Genomic DNA, 20,029 nt, shown 5'->3' on the forward strand with positions numbered 1-20,029 from the left:
TTCCCATGAGTAGCCCAAGCCGCCAAGCCGGCCCGATCAGCCGGATACTGCAGCCCATCCGCGGGCGCCTGATCGCCGCCGCCGTGCTGGCCGGTATGGGTTCCATGCTGACCCTGGTGCCGCTGGCCGGCATCGCGCACATCGCCAGCATCGCCCTGGCCCCTGCGGCCACGCAGCTTGGCATCTGGCCCACCATTCTCGCCAGCGTCGCCTGCCTGTTTGCCGGCATGGCCCTGATCACGCTGGGCGAGCTGGCCGCGCATCTGGCCGACAACCGCCTCACCCATCAATTGCGCCTGCAAGCCATGCAGCGCCTGGGGCAGGTGCCGCTGGGCTGGTTCACCAGCCGTGCCTCGGGCGAGGTCAAGCAGGCGATGCAGGACGATATCAATACCCTGCACAGCCTCACCGCGCACTTTTATACGACGACGGGACGCGCCGTGGGCGCCATCGCCATCTCCGTCATTTACTTGTTCGCCATGGACTGGCGCCTGGCCCTCGTCGCCATCCTGCCATTTCCCGGCTTCTTCCTGTTCTTCGGCCGCGCCATGAAGGCCAGTGGCGGCAATATGGAGCAATTTGTCGCCGGCATGGGGCGCATCAACAATGCCGTGGTGGAATTCGTCAACGGCATCCCCGTGGTCAAGGCCTTTGGCGCCACGGGACGTGCGCACGGCAGCTACCGCGCCGCCGTCGATGCGTTTGCCGAGGCGTTTGCCGCGTTTACGCGCCCCCTGGTCGGCTCCATGGCGAATGCCAATGCGCTGATCGCGCCCGTCGCCGTGCTGGGCGTGGTGGTGCTCGCCGGCACCGTCTTCGTGGCGCTGGAGGCGATGGCGCCCATCGATATTCTGCCGTTCGCCCTCGTGGCGCCCGGCATTTCCGCACCGATGCTGCTGCTGCACTACCTCACGCATGACCTCAACAACGCCACAGGCGCGGCCCAGCGCGTGCAAGCCTTGCTCGACACGCCCGTACTGGCGCAGCCGGCGCCAGGCCAGCAGCAGGTGCCAGTCGGTACCGAGATTCGCATGGAAAATGTGGGCTATGCCTACGATGGGCACAACAAGGTGCTGTCGGACATCACGCTGACTTTGCAGCCCGGCACGGTGACGGCCATCGTCGGCGCTTCCGGTTCCGGCAAGTCGACCCTGGCGCGGCTGCTGCTGCGCTTTTTCGACCCGACAGAAGGGCGCATCACGCTCGGCGGCGTCGACCTGCGGCACATCGCCACGCCCGAGTTGTACCGGCGAATCGGTTTCGTGCTGCAGGAAGTGCGGCTGATCCACGCCAGCGTGCGCGAGAACATTGCGTTGGGCCGCCCATCGGCCAGCACGCACGAGATCGAAGCGGCGGCGCGCCTGGCGAACATCCACGAGCGCATCCTGGCCTTGCCGCGCGGCTACGATTCCGTTATCGGCGAGGATGCGCAGCTGTCCGGCGGCGAGCTGCAGCGCGTGAGCATCGCCCGCGCCGTGCTGCTCGATCCATCCGTGCTGGTGCTCGATGAAGCGACGGCCGCGGCCGACGCGGAAAACGAAGTGGCGATCCAGGATGCGCTGTCGCGCTTTGCCCAAGGCCGCACCCTGCTGGTGATCGCGCACCGGCTCGACACGGTCATGCATACCGACAACATCGTCGTCGTCGAGAACGGCGCCATCGCCGAGCAGGGCAGCCATGCCGGCTTGCTCGCCCACCAGGGCCGCTATGCGCAACTATGGGCGCTGGGCGGCTATCAGGATTCCCAGGAAGATGCGGTGCTCCCATGCTGAAAACGTTTATTCAACTGCTGGGCGATGATGTGCCCGTGTTCCGCCGCTATTGCGCCATGGCGCTCGCATATGGTGTGCTGAGCGGGCTGACGATCACGGCGCTGGTATTGGCCCTGGGCCGGCTGCTGGCCGGCGATACGGGCGGCGCGGCCCTGTGGCTGATCGTGCTGCTGGCCGGGCTGGTCGCTTGCTGGGCCTGGCGGCGCCAGGTGGAGAAAGCGGGCGTGCGCGTGGGCGTGACGGTCTTGCAAGGGGCGCGACAGCGCTTGGGCGACCACGTGGCGCGCCTGCCCGTCGGCTGGTTTACGCCGGAGAATACGGCGAAGCTGGGCCACGTCATCACGCAAGGCATGATGAACGTCGCGCAACTGCCGGCCCACGTGCTCACGCCCGTGATTTGCGGCGCCGTCACGCCCGTGGTATTGCTGGCCGCGCTGTTTGCGCTGCATTGGCAGCTGGGCGTGGTCGCGCTGCTGGCGCTGCCCCTGCTGGGCGGTGCCTTGCGGCTCACGGCGCACCTGGGCCAGCGCGCCGACGATGCCTACCACCATCATTTTGCCCAGACCAGCCAGCGCCTTGTGGAGTTTGCGCAAGCGCAGTCGGTGCTGCGCGCCTTCAATGGTAACGGCGGTGGCGCAGCTGAGGGCGGCACGCGTTTCCTGCAGCAAGCCATCGACACACAGCGCCACGCGGGCACGCGGCTCATATACCTGTCGGCGCTGTCCTCGGTGCTGAACGCCTGGACCGTGCAAGCCATCTTCGCCGTCTTGCTGGCCGTTGCCGCGAGCCTGCTCGGTACGGTAGCGGTGGCAGACGCCATCGCCGTCATCGTGGCATTGCTGCTGGTGGTGCGCTTTGTCGACCCGCTGCAGGAAGTGGCCAGCTATGGCGAAGTGCTGCGCGGCGCGCGCGGCCCGCTGGACGCTGCGCGCGATATTTTCGCCGTACAGCCCTTGCCGGAAGCACACAAGCCGCAAGCGCCGCGCGATGCTTCGGTCGAATTGTGTGGCGTGCACTTCCGCTATGCGCCGGATCAGCCCGACGTCTTGACGGACCTCAATCTGCAGATTGCGCCGGGCAGCATGACGGCACTGATCGGCGCCTCCGGTTCAGGCAAGACGACCCTGGTACGCCTGATTGCGCGCTTCTTTGACGCCAGTGCAGGCGCGGTGCTGGTGGGCGGTGTCGATGTACGCGACATGTCCAGCGAGCAATTGGCCGGCCAGATCAGCCAGATCTTCCAGGACAGTTATCTGTTCCAGGGCAGCATCGGCGACAACATCCGCATCGGCAATCCGGAGGCTACCGATGCCGAGGTGCTGGAAGCGGCGCGCCAGGCAGGCGTGGCCGAGATCATCGCCCGCCTGCCGCAGGGGCTTGCGACGCCGGTGGGCGAGGGCGGCGCGCGCCTGTCCGGCGGCGAACGCCAGCGCATCGGCATCGCGCGCGCGCTGGTCAAGGATGCACCGATTCTGCTGGTCGACGAGGCGACGGCCGCGCTCGACGCGGAAAACCAGGCCGCCATCGCCGAAGCGCTGGCGCGGCTGCGCGGCAAGCGCACGGTGATCGTCATCGCGCACCAATTGTCGACGGTGGCCATGGCCGACCAGATTGTCGTGCTCGATGGCGGCACCCTGGGCGAGCAAGGCGCGCCAGCCATCTTGCGCGCGCAGGGCGGCCTGTATGCACACTTCCTGGCCCAGCGCCAGGCGGCCAAGGGCTGGCGCATCGCCGCGCCTGCGCGCCAGCCTGGAACGGAGTCCGGCATTTGACACACGCGCGTCTGCTTTTCCTTTTCGTGCTGCTGTGCTGCGCCTCCTTGCTGGTTGGCGCCAGGCAGATGGAGTGGGCACAACTGTTGTCATCGTCCGGCGCGCTGTCTGCCGATGCTTGGCTGACCCTGACGGCCAGCCGTCTGCCGCGCCTGGCGGCGCTGGTGCTGACGGGCGTGGGCCTGTCCGTGTGCGGCGTCATCCTGCAGCACATCGTGCGCAACAAATTCGTCGAGCCGGCCACGTCGGGTGGCCTCGACGCGGCCAAGCTGGGCATCCTCGTTGCGCTGACCGTGGCGCCGGCAGCGGGCACGGCCGGCAAGATGGCGTTCGCGCTGGCCTTCTGCCTTGCCGCCAGCGTACTGTACGTGGCCCTGATCCGCCGCATCCGCTTCAAGAACACGATACTCCTCCCCGTGATCGGCCTCGTGTATGGCGGCGTGCTCAGCGCCGTGGCCGAGTTTTATGCCTACCGCAACAATATCCTGCAAAGCATGCAGGGCTGGCTGCTCGGCGATTTTTCGCGCATCGTGCAGGGCAACTATGAAATCATTTATCTGATCCTGCCCATCGTTGCTTTCACGTATGTGTACGCGCAGCGTTTTACCGTGCTGGGCATGGGCGAGGGCATGGCTACCAGCCTGGGCCTGAATTATGCGGGCACGGTGGCGCTGGGCCTGATGCTGGTGGCCGTCACGGTGGCGGCCACGGTGATCACGGTGGGGGCGATCCCGTTTGTCGGGCTGGCCATCCCCAACTTGGTAGCCTTGCGCTACGGCGACAAGCTGGAGCGCACCCTGCCCATCGTCGCGCTGTGCGGCGCGTCGCTGCTGCTGGCCTGCGACATCGCCGGGCGATTGCTGATCTACCCATTCGAGGTGCCGATCGGCCTGACGGCCGGTGGCGTGGGCGGCCTGCTGTTCCTCATCCTGATCATCCGGGGGCGGCGATGAGGCGCAGTTTGAACCAGCGGACGCTGTGGCTGGCCGTGTTTGCTTTGGCGCTCGCTTTCCTCTTCCTCGGCGCCAATCTCGACTTCGATTACGTCATTCCCAAACGCCTGTCGCGGCTGGCCGCCATCGCCATCGGCGGCGTCTGTGTAGCCGTGTCGTCGATTGTGTTCCAGACCATTGCCGGCAACCGGATACTGACGCCGGCCGTCATGGGTTATGAAGCCGTGTACTTGCTGCTGCAATCGCTGCTGATCCTCGCGATGGGCATGCACAGCGTGGTGCTGCTGGGACAGAACGGCAATTTTGTCGTGTCGATTGCGCTGATGCTCGCGTATTCCTGGGCCATCCACTCTTGGCTGTTTCGTGATGGCAAGAACAACGTGTATTTTCTGCTGCTGCTGGGTTTTGTGCTGACGATGGTGATCGGCACGTTGACCCAGTTCATCCAGCTGCGCATCAGCCCCGGTGAATTTGCCATCTTGCAAGGCTTCAGCCAGGCTTCGTTCAACAAGGCGCAGCCGGTGCAATTGCTGTACTCGGCCCTGCTGGCGGGCGCCGCCTGCGTGGCTGTCGTGAAAACTTTGCCGGCGCTCGACGTGCTGGCGCTGGGGCGCGAACAGGCGATCTCGCTCGGCATCGATTACCGGCGCATGGTGCGGCTGCAGCTGGCGCTGATCGCCGTGCTGGTGGCCGTGTCGACCAGTCTGCTGGGCCCCACGGCCTTCATGGGTATCTTTGTGGCGAACACCACGTATGCCCTGGCCCGCACGGGGCGTCACCGCGCCACCTTGCCGCTGGGCTGCGCCATTGCCATCGCCATCTTCCTGGCCGCCCAGCTGCTGGTCGAGCACGTTTTCAACTACCGGACCACGGTTGGCATCCTCGTCAACCTTGTATGTGGCGCGTATTTCCTCGCGCTCATGGTCCGCACCCGGGGCACCGCATGATCCACATCAACCAGATCGAAAAAAACTACGGCGCCAGGCGTGTGCTGGACAACGTCAGCGTGCAGTTTCCCAAGGGAAAAGTGACGTCCTTGATCGGCCCGAATGGCGCCGGCAAGACCACCTTGCTGATGCTCATCGCGCGCTTGCAGCAAGCGAATGGCGGCGAGATTGCGATAGACGGGCGCAGCATCGCGGCGATCAAGATCCAGGACTATGCGAGACTGGTGGCCACCCTGCGCCAGTCTCCCGATTTTCATTTGCGCCTGACGGTGGAAGAGCTGGTCGCCTTTGGCCGCTTTCCCTACAGCCGGGGTAACTTGACGCGGCAGGATCGGCAAGCGATCGACGCGGCCATCGCCTTTTTGTCGCTGGACAATCTGCGTCTGGCCTACGTCGATGAGCTGAGCGGCGGCCAGCGCCAGATGGCCTTCCTGGCCATGACGATCGCCCAGCAGACCGATATTTTGCTGCTCGACGAGCCGCTCAACAATCTCGACATGCAACACGCCGTGCAGATCATGCGCGCGTTGCGCCGCCTGTGCGACGAGCAGGGCCGCACCGTGATCCTGGTGATCCACGACATCAATTTCGCCGCCAATTATTCCGACCACATCGTTGCCATGCAGGGGGGCGCCGTGCGCTTTTCCGGTCCTGCCGACGAGGTCGTCACCGAGGCACGCTTGCGGTCACTGTACGGCATCGATTTTCACATCGTGCGCAATGAGCGCGGCTGCGTCTGCAATTACTTTACACCCACAGGAGCTTGAGATGATCTGCAACACCCCCCGTCTGGCAATCGCCGTGCTGCTCGCCGCCATGGCCGCCCTGCAAGGCTGCACCGACAAGGTGGCCACGGCGCCGCGGGCGCCTGCCGCTTCCGCGTCGGAGCAGGCATTTACTCCCGTCACCATCGTGCACAAGCTGGGCACGACGGTGATCCAACATCGTCCGCAGCGCGTGGCCGTGCTCGACATGAACGAAGTCGATTTCCTCGACCAGCTGGGCGTGCCCGTGGCCGGCATGGTGAAGGATTACGTGCCGCATTTCCTCACGCGCTACAAGGATGACCAGGCCATCCGCGACCTGGGCGCCATCGTGCAGCCCAATCTCGAGCATATCCACGCGCTCCAGCCCGATCTGGTGCTGATGACGTCGATCCAGGCCAACCATTACAAGGAACTGAGCCAGATCGCGCCCACCTTGCATTTCGACGTGGACTACCAGAACAGCGAGAGCAAGCATATCGAGGTGGTCAAGCAGCACTTGCTGACGCTGGGGCGTATCTTCGGCAAGGAAGACGTCGCCAACCTGAAAGCCGCCGAACTCGACGCCAAGGTGGCGGACGCGCGCAAGGTGACCCTGGACCGTCCCGAGAAAGCGCTGATCGTGCTGCATAACAATGGTGCCTTCAGCTCATTCGGCGTGCAGTCGCGCTACGGTTTTGTCTTTGATGCGCTGGGCGTGAAACCCGCCAGTTCGGCCATCGAAGCGGGCCTGCATGGCCAGCCCATTTCCAGCGAATTCATTCAGCAAGCCAACCCCGACATCATCTATGTTGTCGACCGTACGGCCGTGATGGAACACCGTCCCGTCATGACGGCCGAACAGATGGCCAATCCGCTGCTGCGCCAGACCAAGGCCTGGAAGAACGGCCGCGTCGTCTTCGTCGATGCGGATGCTTGGTACATCACGGCGGCCAGCGTGACGTCGCTGAAACGGGTGATCGACGATGTGCTCAAAGGTTATCAATGATATTTTCGTAATGATTCGTATTTAGATTGAGGGTTTTGCCTTTTCGTTCGGGAGATAGGGTGAGAACAAGCAATCATCCCATCTGAAAGGATTTACTGTATGACACACCGCATGGCAACGCGCCACCTTCCCGCCTTGAATCTGAGCCGCATCGCCACCGCCGTGCAACTGGCGCTCATCACGGGCTTGACCGTGGGGGCGCTGGGCGTGGCGGCCCCGCCGGCCTTTGCGCAAGCGGGGGCGGGCCCGGCCCGGCAAGCATTCAGCGTGCCGGCCGGTGCGCTGGGCTCGGCGCTCAACATTTTCGCCGCCGAGGCGGGCGTGGAATTGACGGTCGAGGCTAGCCTGCTGCAAGGCAAGAACAGCGCCGGCCTGTCCGGCAGCTACAGCGTGCCCGAGGGTTTTTACGAATTGCTGCGCGGCCACGGCTTGCAAGCCGTGCGCGAGGGCAATGGCAGCTATACGGTACGCCGCGAAGCGGCGCACAGCGCCGCCGCCGAGGCAGCCGCCACCATGCCGGCCGTGACGGTGTGGGGCAAGGGCAACATGGTGACGGATGCCTATGCCGGTGGGCAAGTAGCGTCCGGCGGCCGCGTGGGATTCCTGGGCGACAAGGATTTCATGGAAACCCCGTTCAACACCATCAGCTATACGGATAAATTCATCGAAGACCGGCAGGCGCGCGACATCACCGATGTGATTTCCGCCACCGACCCCACCGTCTTCAGCAGCGGCATGACGGGCATCATTGGCGAGAATTATTCGATACGGGGCTTCAGCTCGAATATCGGCGACGTCGCGTTTGGCGGCCTGTACGGCATCTCGCCCTACTACCGCACCTCGCCTGAAATGTTCGAGCGCATCGAGGTGCTGAAGGGACCGTCAGCATTGCTCAATGGCATGCCACCGGGCGGCTCGGTAGGCGGCAGCATCAACCTCGTGCCCAAGCGTGCGGGCGATACGCCGCTGGCGCGCATGACGGCATCGTACATGTCGGACGCGCAATGGGGCGGACATGTGGACCTGGGACAGCGGTTCGGCGAGCATAAACAATTCGGCATCCGCGTCAACGGCGTCTACCGCGATGGCGAGGGCGCCATCGACCATCAGAAAAAGAAGACCAAGCTCGTCTCCGTGGGCCTGGACTGGCGTGGCAACGGTGCGCGCCTGTCCGCCGACCTGTACCACAGCGAGGACCGCGCCGATGGCTTGAACCGGGGCGTCAACCTGGCCCCCGGCTTGCCCGTGCCGCGCCCGCCGAAAGCGGAAACCTTGTTGAATCCCAGCTGGGCGTTCTACGATACCAAGGACAAGGGCGCCATGTTGCGCGGCGAGCTGGACCTGAACGAGCAAGTGATGGCGTATGCCGCCGTGGGCGCCAGCCGGGCCGACTACCAGTCGACGGGCGCGTACCTGATCCAGGTGTTCAACACGGCTGGCGACTACCGCACCAATCTTGCCGACCTGGGTTTTGATGTGGAAAAGCAGTCGGCGGAAGCAGGCTTGCGGGGCAAGCTGCGCACGGGCGATATCGGCCATCAATGGGCCGTCAACGCCACGTATTATCACCACACGGACAAGCAGTACGGACGCAGAAATACCCTGGAAAAAGACTGGATCACGAACATCTATAACCCCGTCTGGGGTCCGGCGACGCGCTTCGAGGCGCCGCAAATTTCCAAGGCGGAACTCCGCCTGGCCAGTATCGGCCTGGTCGACACGCTTTCTTTTGCGCAAGACAAGGTGCAGCTGACGGTGGGCTTGCGCCGCCAGGAAGTGCTCAGCGATAACTTCAACATCAAGACGGGCGCGCGCACCTCGCGCTATGACGAAGGCGCCACCACGCCGGCCGTCACCCTGCTGGTCAAGGCGAGCCAGACGATTTCCCTGTATGGCAATTACATTGAAGGCTTGAGCCAGGGCGCCACGGCGCCGTTGACGGCGGCCAACTCGGGCGAGGTCTTTGCGCCGTACAAGTCGAAGCAGGCGGAGCTTGGCTTCAAGGTCGACCTGGGCGAGTTCGCGCATACGGTCAGCGTGTATGAAATCAAGCGGCCCAGCAGCTATGTCGATCCCGTCAGCAATATCTTTTCCTTTGGCGGCGAACAGCGCAACCGCGGCATCGACTGGGGCTTCTTCGGTTCGCCCCTGCGCGACGTGCGCCTGATGGGCGGCGTGGCGTATGTCGACCCGGTCTTGAGCAAGACGCCGGGCGGCGCCAACCAGGGCAAGCAGGCAGCGGGCGTGCCCAAACTGCAAGCCAAGCTCGGTGTCGAATGGGATACACCCGCCATCCCCGGCGTGACCCTGACGGCGAATGCGACGGCGGCATCGAAGCAATACATCAATGCCGACAATTCGATGTCCGTGCCGGGCCGTACCGTGTTTGATCTGGGCGCCCGCTATGCGACGAAGGCGGCGGGCCGGCCGTTGACCGTACGCGCCAGCGTGACGAACGTCGGCAACAAGGCGTACTGGGCGCTGCCGCAATGGACCAGCCTGGGCCTGGGCGCGCCGCGCACGGTCATGCTGTCGGCCACAACGGAGTTTTAATCTGTCTTGTTGCTATTCGTCCGCGCCCCGCGCCAGGCTGTCCGAGCGCCGCCACGTCCACATCAGCCCGATGCCGGCCGAGGTGCCGCTGTTCTGGCGCAGCAGGGGGCTGGCGCGGTTGGCGGCGCCTGAGTAGTTGTCGTAGCGTAAAAAAGCAAAGGCGCGCCAGTCCCGGTGCAGCCGGTACGAACCGCCGAGGCCCAGCCGCGTGAGCATCAGCCCGCTTTTTGCCGCATACGCAGGGCGCTGCGCCGTGGCAAACGCGGGGTTGACGCCATAAAAATAATCGTTGATGGCGGCATTGCCCAGCACGGCGCCCAGGCTGGCGTCGACATGCCATGCCTGCTGCTCGCCTTGCAGCGCATACACGAGGCGCGGCTCGAACGTGGCGCCCTGGCGGCGCAGGCCGCCGCGCGCTTCGATGACGGCGCGCAACGGCAGTTCCAGGCCCAGGCGGCTGTGCTGCGTCGGCTCGGCCAGCTTGATTTTCAGACGCGGGCCAAATTCCACCAAGGTGCCCAGGTCGGGCATGCCGCGCCGGGCCGGCACGTCGCTGGAGCGGGCAGGCAAGGACAGGGCAAAACCGATATCGAAGTCGAGGCGGTCCGTATCGAGCAGGCGCGCGCCCACGCCCGAGCGGTCGACGCGCAACACTTTCCCGCGATAAATCAGATAGGGCAGGGCCAGGCTGCGCGTCGAGCGTTCGCTGGCGCCCGGATAGGCGGGCGTGACGGCCGAGCCGCCAAATACGCCCGCTTCCCATAAGGGCAGCGGTGCTTCGGCGGCTTGCGCCGGCGCCATGGCGGCGAAGAAGGCGCAGGCGGCCAGCAAGGTGCGGGCGGTGTTCATCGAGGAAATCCGCAAGGTTTGCCGGCCTGTAGCGATTCCAGCGCCTTGTCGCTGAGGGCGCTCGATTGACCGCTTTTCTTTGCCAGCGCGATGGCGCGGCTGAAATGAAAGGCGGCCGCGTCGTCGCGGCAGGCGGCGCTGGCGGCGCGCCCGGCTTCGTGGTGCAGCCGCGCCTGCCAAGCGAAATCGCCATGGCCCAGTTCGGCATTGCCAGCGGCGTCCGCGTAGTTGCGCATCGCTTGCGCCCAGTCGCCCTGGCTGGCCGCTTCCCGCGCGAACTGCTCCTGCTGCGCCGCCGTGCGCAGTTCGATTTGCGTGGCGCAGGCGCCCAGGGCCATCAGGACGAACGGCAGGACGAGGCAAGTGCGGAAGGACATGAGTGTGGACATGGCGCCACTGTAGCGCATGGGAAGGGGCGCACGTTTGCGCTGAACGCGTGAATCTGGGCTTTTTTGTAGCACTGATGACATATAATTTGCACACGACTTTGTTATCTTTGACACATCACCGAACAGGAGCACCATGTTTTCACGTAAATTTCATTCTTGTGCACAGCTGATGCTGGCTACCTTGCTGATGGGCTTTGTCGCGGCCTCGCCTGCGCGTGCGCAGCAGGCGGCCGTCAAATTGCCGAACGTGGTGATCCTGGCAACGGGCGGCACCATCGCCGGCAGCGGCGCCGACAGCACCACCACCGTCGGCTACACCTCGGCCACCGTGGGCGTCGAACGCCTGATCGCGGCCGTGCCGGAACTGAAGAAAGTGGCAAACGTAAAAGGCGAGCAAGTATTCCAGATCGCCAGTGAAAGCATGGGCAACAGCCACTGGCTGACCCTGGCCAAGCGCATCAATGTGCTGCTGGCCTCGAACGATGTCGATGGCGTGGTCGTCACGCACGGCACCGACACCATCGAGGAAACCGCGTATTTCCTGAACCTGACCGTGAAAAGCCACAAGCCGGTCGTGGTCGTGGGCGCCATGCGTCCGTCGACGGCCATCTCGGCTGACGGCCCGATCAACCTGTACAACGCCGTGTTGCTGGCCGGTAGCAAGGAAGCCGTGGGCAAGGGCGTCCTGGTGGCCTTGAACGACCAGATCAACGCCGCGCGCGAAGTGAGCAAAACCAACACCTCGACGACCGATACCTTCAAGTCGCCGGAACTGGGCATGCTTGGCTACATCCAGGGCAGCAAGCCTTTCTTCTACCGCCAGTCGACGCGCAAGCACACCTTGGAATCGGAATTTGACATCAGCAAGCTCGATGCCTTGCCGCAAGTGGACATCGTCTACGGCTACGCCAACATGAACCGTGTCGGCATGGACGCCTTCATCGCCGCTGGCGCCAAGGGCATCATCCACGCTGGCGTGGGCGATGGCAGTGTGGCCGCGCAAATGAAGCCGGCCCTGGTGGAAGCGCGCCAGAAGGGCGTGCTGATCGTGCGTTCGAGCAGAGTCGGCCAGGGCATCGTGGCGCGCAATGGCGAAGCCAACGACGATGAACTCGACAGTGTCGTCTCCGACACCCTGAACCCGCAAAAAGCCCGCATCCTGCTGATGCTGGCCCTGACCAAAACGAACAGCACGCAAGAAATCCAGCGTATTTTCTACACGTATTAATCACTGCTACGCCACACTCAGCCTTATTGGCTCAGTGTGGCTGATTTACGCTTGCCCGCTTTGCTGCCATACTTCGCTTCTGAATAATTTCCTGACAGAAGCTGCAACACTGTCTCCGGTTCATGGCCATCCTGTCCGACATCATTCTGTATCCCATCAAATCGTGCGCCGGCATCCATTTGCGCGAGGCGGTCCTGACGCGTTCAGGGCTGATGAGCGAGCACGTGTTCGACCGGGAATGGATGGTGGTCGATGAGCAGGGCCGCTTCCTGACCCAGCGCGAACATCCGCGCATGGCGCTGATCGTGCCGTCCATCAAGGCCACCACCCTGGAATTGCGCGCGCCGGGCATGCTGCGCCTGGAAATCGAGCTGGGATTGCCGCATCCGCAACACTCGCCCATGCTCGACGTGCAAGTGTGGGACGATTGCGTGCGCGCCTACGATTGCGACGACGTCACGGCCACCTGGTTTTCCAACGCCATCGGCGTGCCGTGCCGCCTGGCGCGCTTTCACCCGGACGTGGTGCGCGCCACCAGTACCACATGGACGGACGGCATTGCCGCCGAGACCATGTTTGCCGATGGTTATCCGGTGCTGATCGCGGGCAATGCCTCGCTAGCCGACGTGAATGACAAGCTGCGCGCTGCCGGCCGTGACGCGCTGCCGATGAACCGCTTCCGCCCCAACCTCGTCATCGGCGATATCGGCGCCTTCGAGGAAGACTACGCCGACTTCCTGCAATTCGGCGCGACGGTGCTAAAACCCGTCAAGCCGTGTTCGCGCTGCCCGATTCCGTCGGTGGACCAGGCCACGGGCGTGCCCGGACCGGACCCGCTCGACGTCATGCATGGCTATCGCGCCAAGCCCGAGCTCGACGGCGCCATCTGCTTCGGCATGAACGCCATCGTCACCGAAGGCGGCGATGAGCGTATCGTGGTGGGGCAGGACATCGGTTTCGAACTGGCATTTTAAGCATGGCGCCCGCATACAAGGGTTTAAGGTTTCTATGAATCAAGCAATACCGCCGGACCCGCGCATTGCCAGCCTCGAAGCCGAAAACCAGGCCTTGCGCGCGCGCATGGCTTTCCTGCTGGAACAGGCCGAGCGCAACCACGACATCATGTGCCGCCACCAGGCGTTCGACCTGGAAATCGTCAGCGCGTCCACGTTTCCTGAATTGATCGGCACCATCTTCCGCACCTTGCCCGTGATTTCCGACCTCGACGGCGTCACCTTGAGCCTGCTCGACGAGGATGACGATATCGTGCTGGTGATGGAAAAGCTCGGCGTCGATTTCAGCGCCTTCCCGCAGTTGCTGTTCGTGCATGCCGTGGCCGAGCTGGGTTTTGCCGCACCAAAGCCCGTGGCCGAGGGCGAAGCGGCCTTGCCGCCGATGCCGCTGCTTGGTGTCTTCGATGCTGCCGTGCATGGCCCGCGTTTTCCGCAGATCGACGCGCTGCGCAGTGTGGCGCTGGTGCCCTTGCTGCGCAACAAGCGCCTGATTGGCAGCCTGAACCTGGCCAGCAGCGATGTGACGCGCTTTACGCCCGTGCTGGGCACGGATTTCGTCAAGCACATGGCATCCATCATCGCCATTTGCCTGGAAAACGTGATCAGCAATGAAATGCTCAAATACATCGGCTTGACCGATTCCCTGACGGGCGTCTACAACCGGCGCTATATCGATCGCCGCCTGCTGGAAGAAATCGCGCGCGCGCGGCGCCAGAATTATTGCATCTCATGCATGTATATCGATATTGACCATTTTAAACTGGTCAATGACACGCATGGCCACCAGGGCGGCGATGAAGTGCTGCGCGAAGTGGCTACGCGCATCCGCACGGAATTGCGCCGCTCCGATGCGCTGGGCCGCTTCGGCGGCGAGGAATTCGTCGTGCTGCTGATCGACGCCGATCTCGACAGTGCAACCTTCGTGGCCGAACGCATCCGCGCCAGCATCGCCGGCACCATGTTCGACTTGCCGGGCAGCGCGCAGGCGTGGGTCAGCGTGTCGATCGGCGTGGCCAGCCTGGAAGCGGACGCGGCGCTGCTGCCGATTGAAACGGTGGCGCAGCAACTGGTGGCGCACGCGGACCAGGCCCTGTACCAGGCCAAGGCCGATGGCCGCAACAAGGTCGTCAGCTGGAAAGCGCAGCGCGACTGATTATTTCAACAGCAAGGTCTCGGCTTTGGCCACGGCGTCGGCCGTGCCGCGCAGCACCACCACGTCGCCGCTGGCCAGCTGCGTCTCGGGGGTAACTTCCAGGCGGCCGCGGCCGCGGCGGATGGCCGTCACAAACGCGCCGCAGCCGGCCACGTCGACCGCACTCAAGGGCAGTCCCACGCAATGCGCGTCCTCGCTGACGGTGACCGTATGCAGGCGTTCGAGCTCGGCATCGTCGCCCGCGTCGCTGGAACCGTGGAAATAGCCGCGCAGCGAGGCATAGCGCTCCTCGCGCGCCGCCTGCACCCGGTGCACCACGCGGCGCAAGGGCACGCCCATCATGATCAAGGCATGCGAAGCGAGCATCAGGCTGCCTTCCATCAATTCCGGCACCACTTCGGCCGCGCCCGCCTTCTTCAACTGGTCGAGGTCGGTATCGTCGTGGCTGCGCACGATGACGGGCAAGGTCGGCGCCATTTCGTTGAGTAGATGCAATAACTTCAGTGCCGAGGGCGTGTTGGCATACGTGATCACGACGGCGCTGGCCCGGTAGATGCCGGCCGCCACCAGGCTTTCGCGCCGGCCCGCGTCGCCATACGAGACGTTGGCGCCGGCCAGCTGCGCTTCCTGCACCCGTTCCGGGTCCAGGTCCAGCGCGTGGTATTCGATTTTTTCTTCCGCCAGCAGGATGGCCAGGCTTTGCCCGCTGCGCCCGAAGCCGGCGATCAGCACGTGTTTTTGTGACGCCATGGTGCGGGTGGCGATCCTGGTCAGCGCCAGCGACTGCATCATCCAGTCGTTGGCCGCCAGTTTCATGACGATGGCGTCCGACTTGGCGATGAGGAAAGGCGCCACCAGCATCGACAGCACCATCGAGGCCAGCACCACCTGCACGACGAACGGGTCCATCAGCTTGATGCCGCCAGCGAGGTTCAGCAGCACGAAGCCGAACTCGCCCGCCTGCGCCAGTCCCAATCCCGTGCGCAAGGCCACGCCGTTGCTGGACCCGAACAGCCGGGCCAGGCCCGCGATCAGCGCGAATTTCAGCAGCACGGGGGCGCATAGCAAGAGCAGGACCAGCCACCAGTTGTCGAGCACCACGCGGATATTGAGCAGCATGCCGACCGTGATGAAGAACAGGCCCAGCAGCACGTCGCGGAAGGGCTTGATATCCTCTTCCACCTGGTGCTTGAATTCCGTCTCGGAAATGAGCATGCCGGCAACAAATGCGCCCAGGGCCAGCGACAGCCCGGCCCGTTCCGTGATCCACGCCGCGCCCAGGGTAATCAAGAGCAGGTTGAGCATGAACAATTCTTGCGAGCGGCGCTTGGCAACGATGGTCAGCCAGCCGCGCACCATCTTCTGGCCGATGAACAGCAGCAAGATTAGTACGACCAGGGCCTTGCCGCCGGCCCAGGCCAGGGTTTCGGCCAGGTTGTCCGAATCGCGCGTGAGGGCGGGGATCAGGATCAGCAGCGGCACGACGGCCAGATCCTGGAACAGTAAAATGCCGATGATCTTGCGGCCGTGTTCGCTTTCGAGCTCGAGCCGCTCCGTGAGCATTTTCGAGACGATGGCTGTCGACGACATGGCCAGCGCACCGCCCAGGGCGAACGCGGCTTGCCAGCTCAGGTGGATGTAGGCGGACAGGTAGCGCCCGACGAACCAGCCGAAGACGACGGTGGCGATGATGGTGGTGACCACCTGCGCCATGCCGAGGCCGAAGACGATGCGCCGCATGGCGAGGAACTTGGGCAGAGAAAACTCGAGCCCGATGGAAAACATCAGGAAGACGACGCCGAACTCGGCCAGCGTATGGCTGGCCTCGTTTTCGGCCGCCAGGCCCAGCGCATGGGGGCCGATGACGATGCCAACGGCCAGGTAGCCCAGCATGGGCGGCAAATGCAACATTCTGAAAGCGACCACGCCCAGCACGGCGCTGCCGAGTAACATCAGGGTCAGTTCAAGCGAGGAAAACATGGGTTGCCCGGTACGGTCAATGGAAATCGTTGTTTGTTGTGACTGGCAAGTTTTTTGCTTTCCTAATTCGTTTATACTTTGGGCATGAGTGTAACCCATGAAAAAACAATGCTGAAAGCTTTTGATCGAATTGACATGCAAGCGACGACCGAGCGCGCTGTCGCGCTGGCCCGCACCACCTTGCAGATCGAGTCCGACGCCATCGTTGCGCTGCACGCGCGCCTGGCCACGGACGACAGCGTGGGCCGCGCCGTGGCGCTGTTGCTGCAATGCAAAGGAAGAGTCGTCGTCTCCGGCATCGGCAAGTCCGGCCATATCGCGCGCAAGATTGCCGCCACCCTCGCTTCCACCGGCACGCCGGCCCTGTTCGTGCATCCGGCCGAAGCGGCCCATGGCGACCTGGGCATGGTCACCTCGGACGATGCTTTTATTGCCATATCGTACTCGGGCGAGTCGTCCGAACTGATGGCCATCATGCCTGTCGTCAAGCGCATGGGCGGCGTACTGATTTCCATGACGGGCAAACCGAATTCCAGCCTGGCCCAGCTGGCCGATGTGCACCTGGATATTTCTGTTGAGAAAGAAGCCTGCCCACTGAACCTGGCGCCGACGGCCAGCACCACCGTCACCCTGGCCTTGGGCGACGCGATCGCCGTGGCCTTGCTCGACTTGCGCGGCTTCAAGGAAGAAGATTTCGCCCGCTCGCACCCGGGCGGCGCCCTGGGCCGCCGTCTGCTCACGCATGTGCATGACGTCATGCGCAGCGGCGAAAGGGTGCCGAAAGTGCCGGTAGAGGCATCCCTGCTGCAGGCGCTGGAAGAAATGACCAAGAAGGGCATGGGCATGACGGCCATCGTCGACGCGGACAACCGCCCCGTGGGCGTGTTTACGGATGGCGACTTGCGCCGCATGTTCGAGCGCGTGCAGGATTTCACGCAAGTGGCGATCCGCGACGTCATGCATGCGCAGCCGCGCAGCATCGCGCCCGAACGCCTGGCCGTCGATGCCGTGGCCGTGATGGAGCAGTTCCGCATCAACCAGATGCTGGTCGTCGATGCCGACGGCAAGCTGGTGGGCGCGCTGCATATCCATGACCTGACGCAAGCGAAGGTGATCTGATGGACAGCGTGGCGGACAACCTGGCGCGCGCGGCCAAGGTCAAACTGATGATCTTTGACGTCGATGGCGTGCTCACCGACGGCAGCCTGCATTTCGGCCCCGATGGCGAGATGATGAAAACGTTTAATGTGTATGATGGCCTGGGCATCAAGCTGCTGCAGGAATCGGGCGTGCAGACGGCCATCATCAGCGCGCGCCGCTCGGCCATTACGGCACGCCGCGCGCAAGACCTGGGCATTACCCATGTGCACCAGGGCGGTCACGACAAGCTGACGCCGTTTCGCGAACTGCTGGCGCTGACGGGCTTGACGGAAGAGCAATGCGGCTACATCGGCGACGATGTCATCGATGCGCCCATCCTGAAACGCGTCGGTTTTGCCGTCAGCGTGCCGGGCGGGCGTCCGGAAGCGCAGGACCTGGCGCACCATGTGACGCAGGCCGGTGGCGGCCGCGGCGCGGTGCGCGAGATCTGCGAATTCCTGCTGCGCGCCCAGGACAACTATGCGCGCGTCATGGCGCCGTTCCTGGAGTGAGGCGCACCTTGCCGCCAGTGATATTGGAAAGAGTGAAACCCTATGCGTAAGCCAGGAGGCGCCCATCGCTGGCGCACGATTTTTACCCTGCTGGGTGCGGTTGTTGTCGCGCTGGCCAGCTTTTGGCTGCTCGAAGTGATGAACAAGAATAGCCAGGACATCAAGGCCAGCAAGCATCTGGATGAGCCCGATTATTTCATCACCAATTTCAGCCTGGTGCGCATGGATTTGACGGGTAAGCCCAGCTATATCGTGTCGGGCACCAAGCTCACGCATTATCCGGCTGACGATTCGTCCGATATCGACCAGCCCTTCGTGCGCAAGCTCACGCCCGGCATGCCGCCGTTGAACATGAATGCGGAACTGGCGCATATCGACCAGGACAATACCCGGCTGCAACTGCACCGCAAGGTCGTGATCGACCGCGCGGCCAGTCCGAAGGCGCAGAACCTGACGGTCAGGACGGAAGCGCTGACGGTGTTTCCGGACGAGGAAAGAATGGAAACGGACGTGCCTGTCGATATCCTGACGGGGACTTCGCGCCTCAATGGCATCGGCATGAAAGCCAATAACGCCACCGGCGTGGTGGAAGTGCAGAATGCGCTGCGCATGGTCCTCCCGCCGAAACCGCGCCCGGCCGCGGCGGCAAAATGACAGAATGAAACAAGGAAACCATACTATGAAGAACATCTTGCTGTTGACCGTATTTTCGCTGGCCATCATGGGCGTGGCGCATGCCGAGAAAGCCGATTCCGAGAAGGAAGCCGTCATCACGGCACGTAGCGGCCACGTCGATGACGTCAAGCAGGTGCGTACCCTGACGGGCGACGTCGTGCTGGTCAAGGGCACCCTGACCATGAAGGCGGGCCGGGCATTGATCACGGAAGACCCGCAAGGCTACCAGTTCATCACCTTCTGGGCCGATCCCGGCAAGCTGGCCACGTTCCGCCAGAAACGCGATGGCGCGGGCGACCTGTGGGTCGAAGGCGAAGCGGAGCGCGTGGAATACGACAACAAGACGGAAGTGGTGAAACTGTTTTCCAAGGCCAAGCTGACGCGCCTGGAAGGCACGAAAGTGACGGACGTGGCCAATGGCGCCTTCATCTCGTATGACAGCCGCAAGGAAGTATTCAAGATGGAAAATTCCGACAGCGGCACCAGCACTTCCGATGGCGGCAGCGTGCGCATGGTGATCCAGCCGAAGACTAAGGCGCCTGAAGCGGAGAAAGCGCCGGCAACGCCTGCGCCAGGAAAGAAATAATGGACAATACTCGTTGCGGCAGCACCCTGATCGTTCGCGGTCTGCAAAAAACCTATGGCAAGCGGCAAGTCGTGCATGATGTCTCGCTGCAAGTCGAATGCGGCGAAGTGGTGGGTTTGCTGGGCCCGAACGGCGCCGGCAAGACCACCTCGTTCTACATGATCGTCGGCCTGGTGCCGTCGGACGGCGGCAGCATCGATATCAGCGGCGTGGACATTTCCAGCCTGCCGATCCACCGCCGCGCGCAGATGGGCTTGTCCTATCTGCCGCAGGAAGCGTCCGTCTTCCGCAAGCTGACGGTGGAAGACAATATCCGCGCCGTGCTGGAAATCCAGACCGTCGAAGGCCGTCCTTTGAAGAAGGCCGAGATCGAGGAGCGCCTGGATAAGCTGCTGGCCGATTTGCAGATTGAAAAGCTGCGCGAGAACCAGGCCTTGTCCCTGTCGGGCGGCGAGCGCCGCCGCGTGGAAATCGCCCGCGCGCTGGCCACCGATCCCCGTTTCGTGCTGCTCGACGAGCCGTTCGCCGGCGTCGATCCGATCGCCGTGATCGAGATCCAGCGCATCGTGCGCTTCTTGAAGGAGCGCAATATCGGCGTGCTGATCACCGATCATAATGTGCGCGAGACGCTGGGTATTTGCGACCGTGCCTACATCATCAACCAGGGCTCGGTACTGGCGTCGGGACGCCCCGACGACATCATCGCGAACGAGTCGGTACGCCGGGTCTATCTGGGCGAACACTTCCGCATGTAA

18 protein-coding genes are annotated in these 20,029 nt (G+C 63.6%); 15 read left to right on the forward strand and 3 right to left on the reverse strand.

The window, feature by feature from the left end; all coding sequences use genetic code 11:
* Nucleotides 1-5: 5 nt before the first annotated feature.
* The 7 genes from OPV09_RS03800 (at nt 6) to OPV09_RS03830 (ending at nt 9,749) form a co-directional block, all read left to right on the forward strand.
* The gene (locus OPV09_RS03800; RefSeq protein WP_338680595.1) at nt 6-1,772 is read left to right on the forward strand and encodes an ABC transporter ATP-binding protein; all 1,767 of its coding nucleotides are present in this window, start codon (nt 6-8) and stop codon (nt 1,770-1,772) included.
* Nucleotides 1,766-3,544, forward strand: a complete 1,779-nt coding sequence (locus OPV09_RS03805; protein WP_338680596.1) for an ABC transporter ATP-binding protein — start codon at nt 1,766-1,768, stop codon at nt 3,542-3,544. Before OPV09_RS03800 ends, OPV09_RS03805 begins: the two co-directional genes overlap by 7 nt.
* Nucleotides 3,541-4,497, forward strand: a complete 957-nt coding sequence (locus OPV09_RS03810; protein WP_338680597.1) for an ABC transporter permease — start codon at nt 3,541-3,543, stop codon at nt 4,495-4,497. The genes OPV09_RS03805 and OPV09_RS03810 overlap by 4 nt, the downstream gene beginning before the upstream one ends.
* Nucleotides 4,494-5,444: an iron chelate uptake ABC transporter family permease subunit gene (locus OPV09_RS03815; RefSeq protein WP_338680598.1), complete on the forward strand. Its 951-nt coding sequence runs from the start codon at nt 4,494-4,496 to the stop codon at nt 5,442-5,444. The genes OPV09_RS03810 and OPV09_RS03815 overlap by 4 nt, the downstream gene beginning before the upstream one ends.
* The gene (locus tag OPV09_RS03820) at nt 5,441-6,211 is read left to right on the forward strand and encodes an ABC transporter ATP-binding protein (protein ID WP_338680599.1); all 771 of its coding nucleotides are present in this window, start codon (nt 5,441-5,443) and stop codon (nt 6,209-6,211) included. Before OPV09_RS03815 ends, OPV09_RS03820 begins: the two co-directional genes overlap by 4 nt.
* Before the next feature lies 1 nt (nt 6,212).
* A complete protein-coding gene (locus tag OPV09_RS03825; RefSeq protein ID WP_338680600.1) occupies nt 6,213-7,196 on the forward strand; it encodes a siderophore ABC transporter substrate-binding protein in 984 nt (327 codons plus the stop codon).
* A 99-nt stretch (nt 7,197-7,295) separates the two neighbouring features.
* The gene (locus OPV09_RS03830; protein WP_338680601.1) at nt 7,296-9,749 is read left to right on the forward strand and encodes a TonB-dependent receptor; all 2,454 of its coding nucleotides are present in this window, start codon (nt 7,296-7,298) and stop codon (nt 9,747-9,749) included.
* 12 nt (nt 9,750-9,761) lie between these two features.
* On the opposite strand, the gene OPV09_RS03835 is transcribed toward OPV09_RS03830, so the two are convergent.
* Complete coding sequence (locus OPV09_RS03835) at nt 9,762-10,598, reverse strand: MipA/OmpV family protein (protein WP_338680602.1); 837 nt, start codon at nt 10,596-10,598, stop codon at nt 9,762-9,764.
* Nucleotides 10,595-10,987 carry a hypothetical protein gene (locus OPV09_RS03840; protein WP_152546479.1) on the reverse strand — a complete coding sequence of 131 codons (393 nt, stop codon included), beginning with the start codon at nt 10,985-10,987 and terminating at the stop codon, nt 10,595-10,597. Before OPV09_RS03840 ends, OPV09_RS03835 begins: the two co-directional genes overlap by 4 nt.
* A 133-nt stretch (nt 10,988-11,120) precedes the next feature.
* Here OPV09_RS03840 and OPV09_RS03845 point away from each other — a divergent pair, with 133 nt between their 5' ends.
* The 3 genes from OPV09_RS03845 (at nt 11,121) to OPV09_RS03855 (ending at nt 14,381) form a co-directional block, all read left to right on the forward strand.
* The gene (locus tag OPV09_RS03845) at nt 11,121-12,215 is read left to right on the forward strand and encodes a type II asparaginase (RefSeq protein ID WP_034753307.1); all 1,095 of its coding nucleotides are present in this window, start codon (nt 11,121-11,123) and stop codon (nt 12,213-12,215) included.
* A 122-nt stretch (nt 12,216-12,337) separates the two neighbouring features.
* Complete coding sequence (locus OPV09_RS03850; RefSeq protein WP_034753309.1) at nt 12,338-13,189, forward strand: MOSC domain-containing protein; 852 nt, start codon at nt 12,338-12,340, stop codon at nt 13,187-13,189.
* A gap of 34 nt (nt 13,190-13,223) precedes the next feature.
* Entirely contained in the window at nt 13,224-14,381 is a 1,158-nt protein-coding gene (locus OPV09_RS03855; protein WP_338680605.1) for a GGDEF domain-containing protein, read from the forward strand.
* Here the strand turns inward: OPV09_RS03855 and OPV09_RS03860 are convergent, their stop codons facing one another.
* Entirely contained in the window at nt 14,382-16,361 is a 1,980-nt protein-coding gene (locus OPV09_RS03860) for a cation:proton antiporter (protein ID WP_338680606.1), read from the reverse strand. It lies immediately after the preceding gene.
* 84 nt (nt 16,362-16,445) lie between these two features.
* Here OPV09_RS03860 and OPV09_RS03865 point away from each other — a divergent pair, with 84 nt between their 5' ends.
* From OPV09_RS03865 to lptB, 5 genes are read left to right on the forward strand one after another with little or no spacing between them, the layout of a single operon-like run.
* Entirely contained in the window at nt 16,446-17,480 is a 1,035-nt protein-coding gene (locus OPV09_RS03865) for a KpsF/GutQ family sugar-phosphate isomerase (protein WP_374106893.1), read from the forward strand.
* Complete coding sequence (locus tag OPV09_RS03870) at nt 17,480-18,013, forward strand: KdsC family phosphatase (protein WP_046681707.1); 534 nt, start codon at nt 17,480-17,482, stop codon at nt 18,011-18,013. The genes OPV09_RS03865 and OPV09_RS03870 overlap by 1 nt, the downstream gene beginning before the upstream one ends.
* Before the next feature lie 42 nt (nt 18,014-18,055).
* Complete coding sequence (lptC, locus tag OPV09_RS03875; protein WP_034753320.1) at nt 18,056-18,667, forward strand: LPS export ABC transporter periplasmic protein LptC; 612 nt, start codon at nt 18,056-18,058, stop codon at nt 18,665-18,667.
* Between the two features lie 25 nt (nt 18,668-18,692).
* Nucleotides 18,693-19,274: a lipopolysaccharide transport periplasmic protein LptA gene (gene lptA / locus OPV09_RS03880; protein WP_034753322.1), complete on the forward strand. Its 582-nt coding sequence runs from the start codon at nt 18,693-18,695 to the stop codon at nt 19,272-19,274.
* Nucleotides 19,274-20,029, forward strand: coding sequence for an LPS export ABC transporter ATP-binding protein (gene lptB, locus OPV09_RS03885; protein ID WP_034753325.1), 756 nt, complete (start codon nt 19,274-19,276; stop codon nt 20,027-20,029). Before lptA ends, lptB begins: the two co-directional genes overlap by 1 nt.

It is taken from the genome of Janthinobacterium sp. TB1-E2 (assembly GCF_036885605.1).
Lineage (GTDB): Bacteria > Pseudomonadota > Gammaproteobacteria > Burkholderiales > Burkholderiaceae_D > Janthinobacterium > Janthinobacterium aestuarii.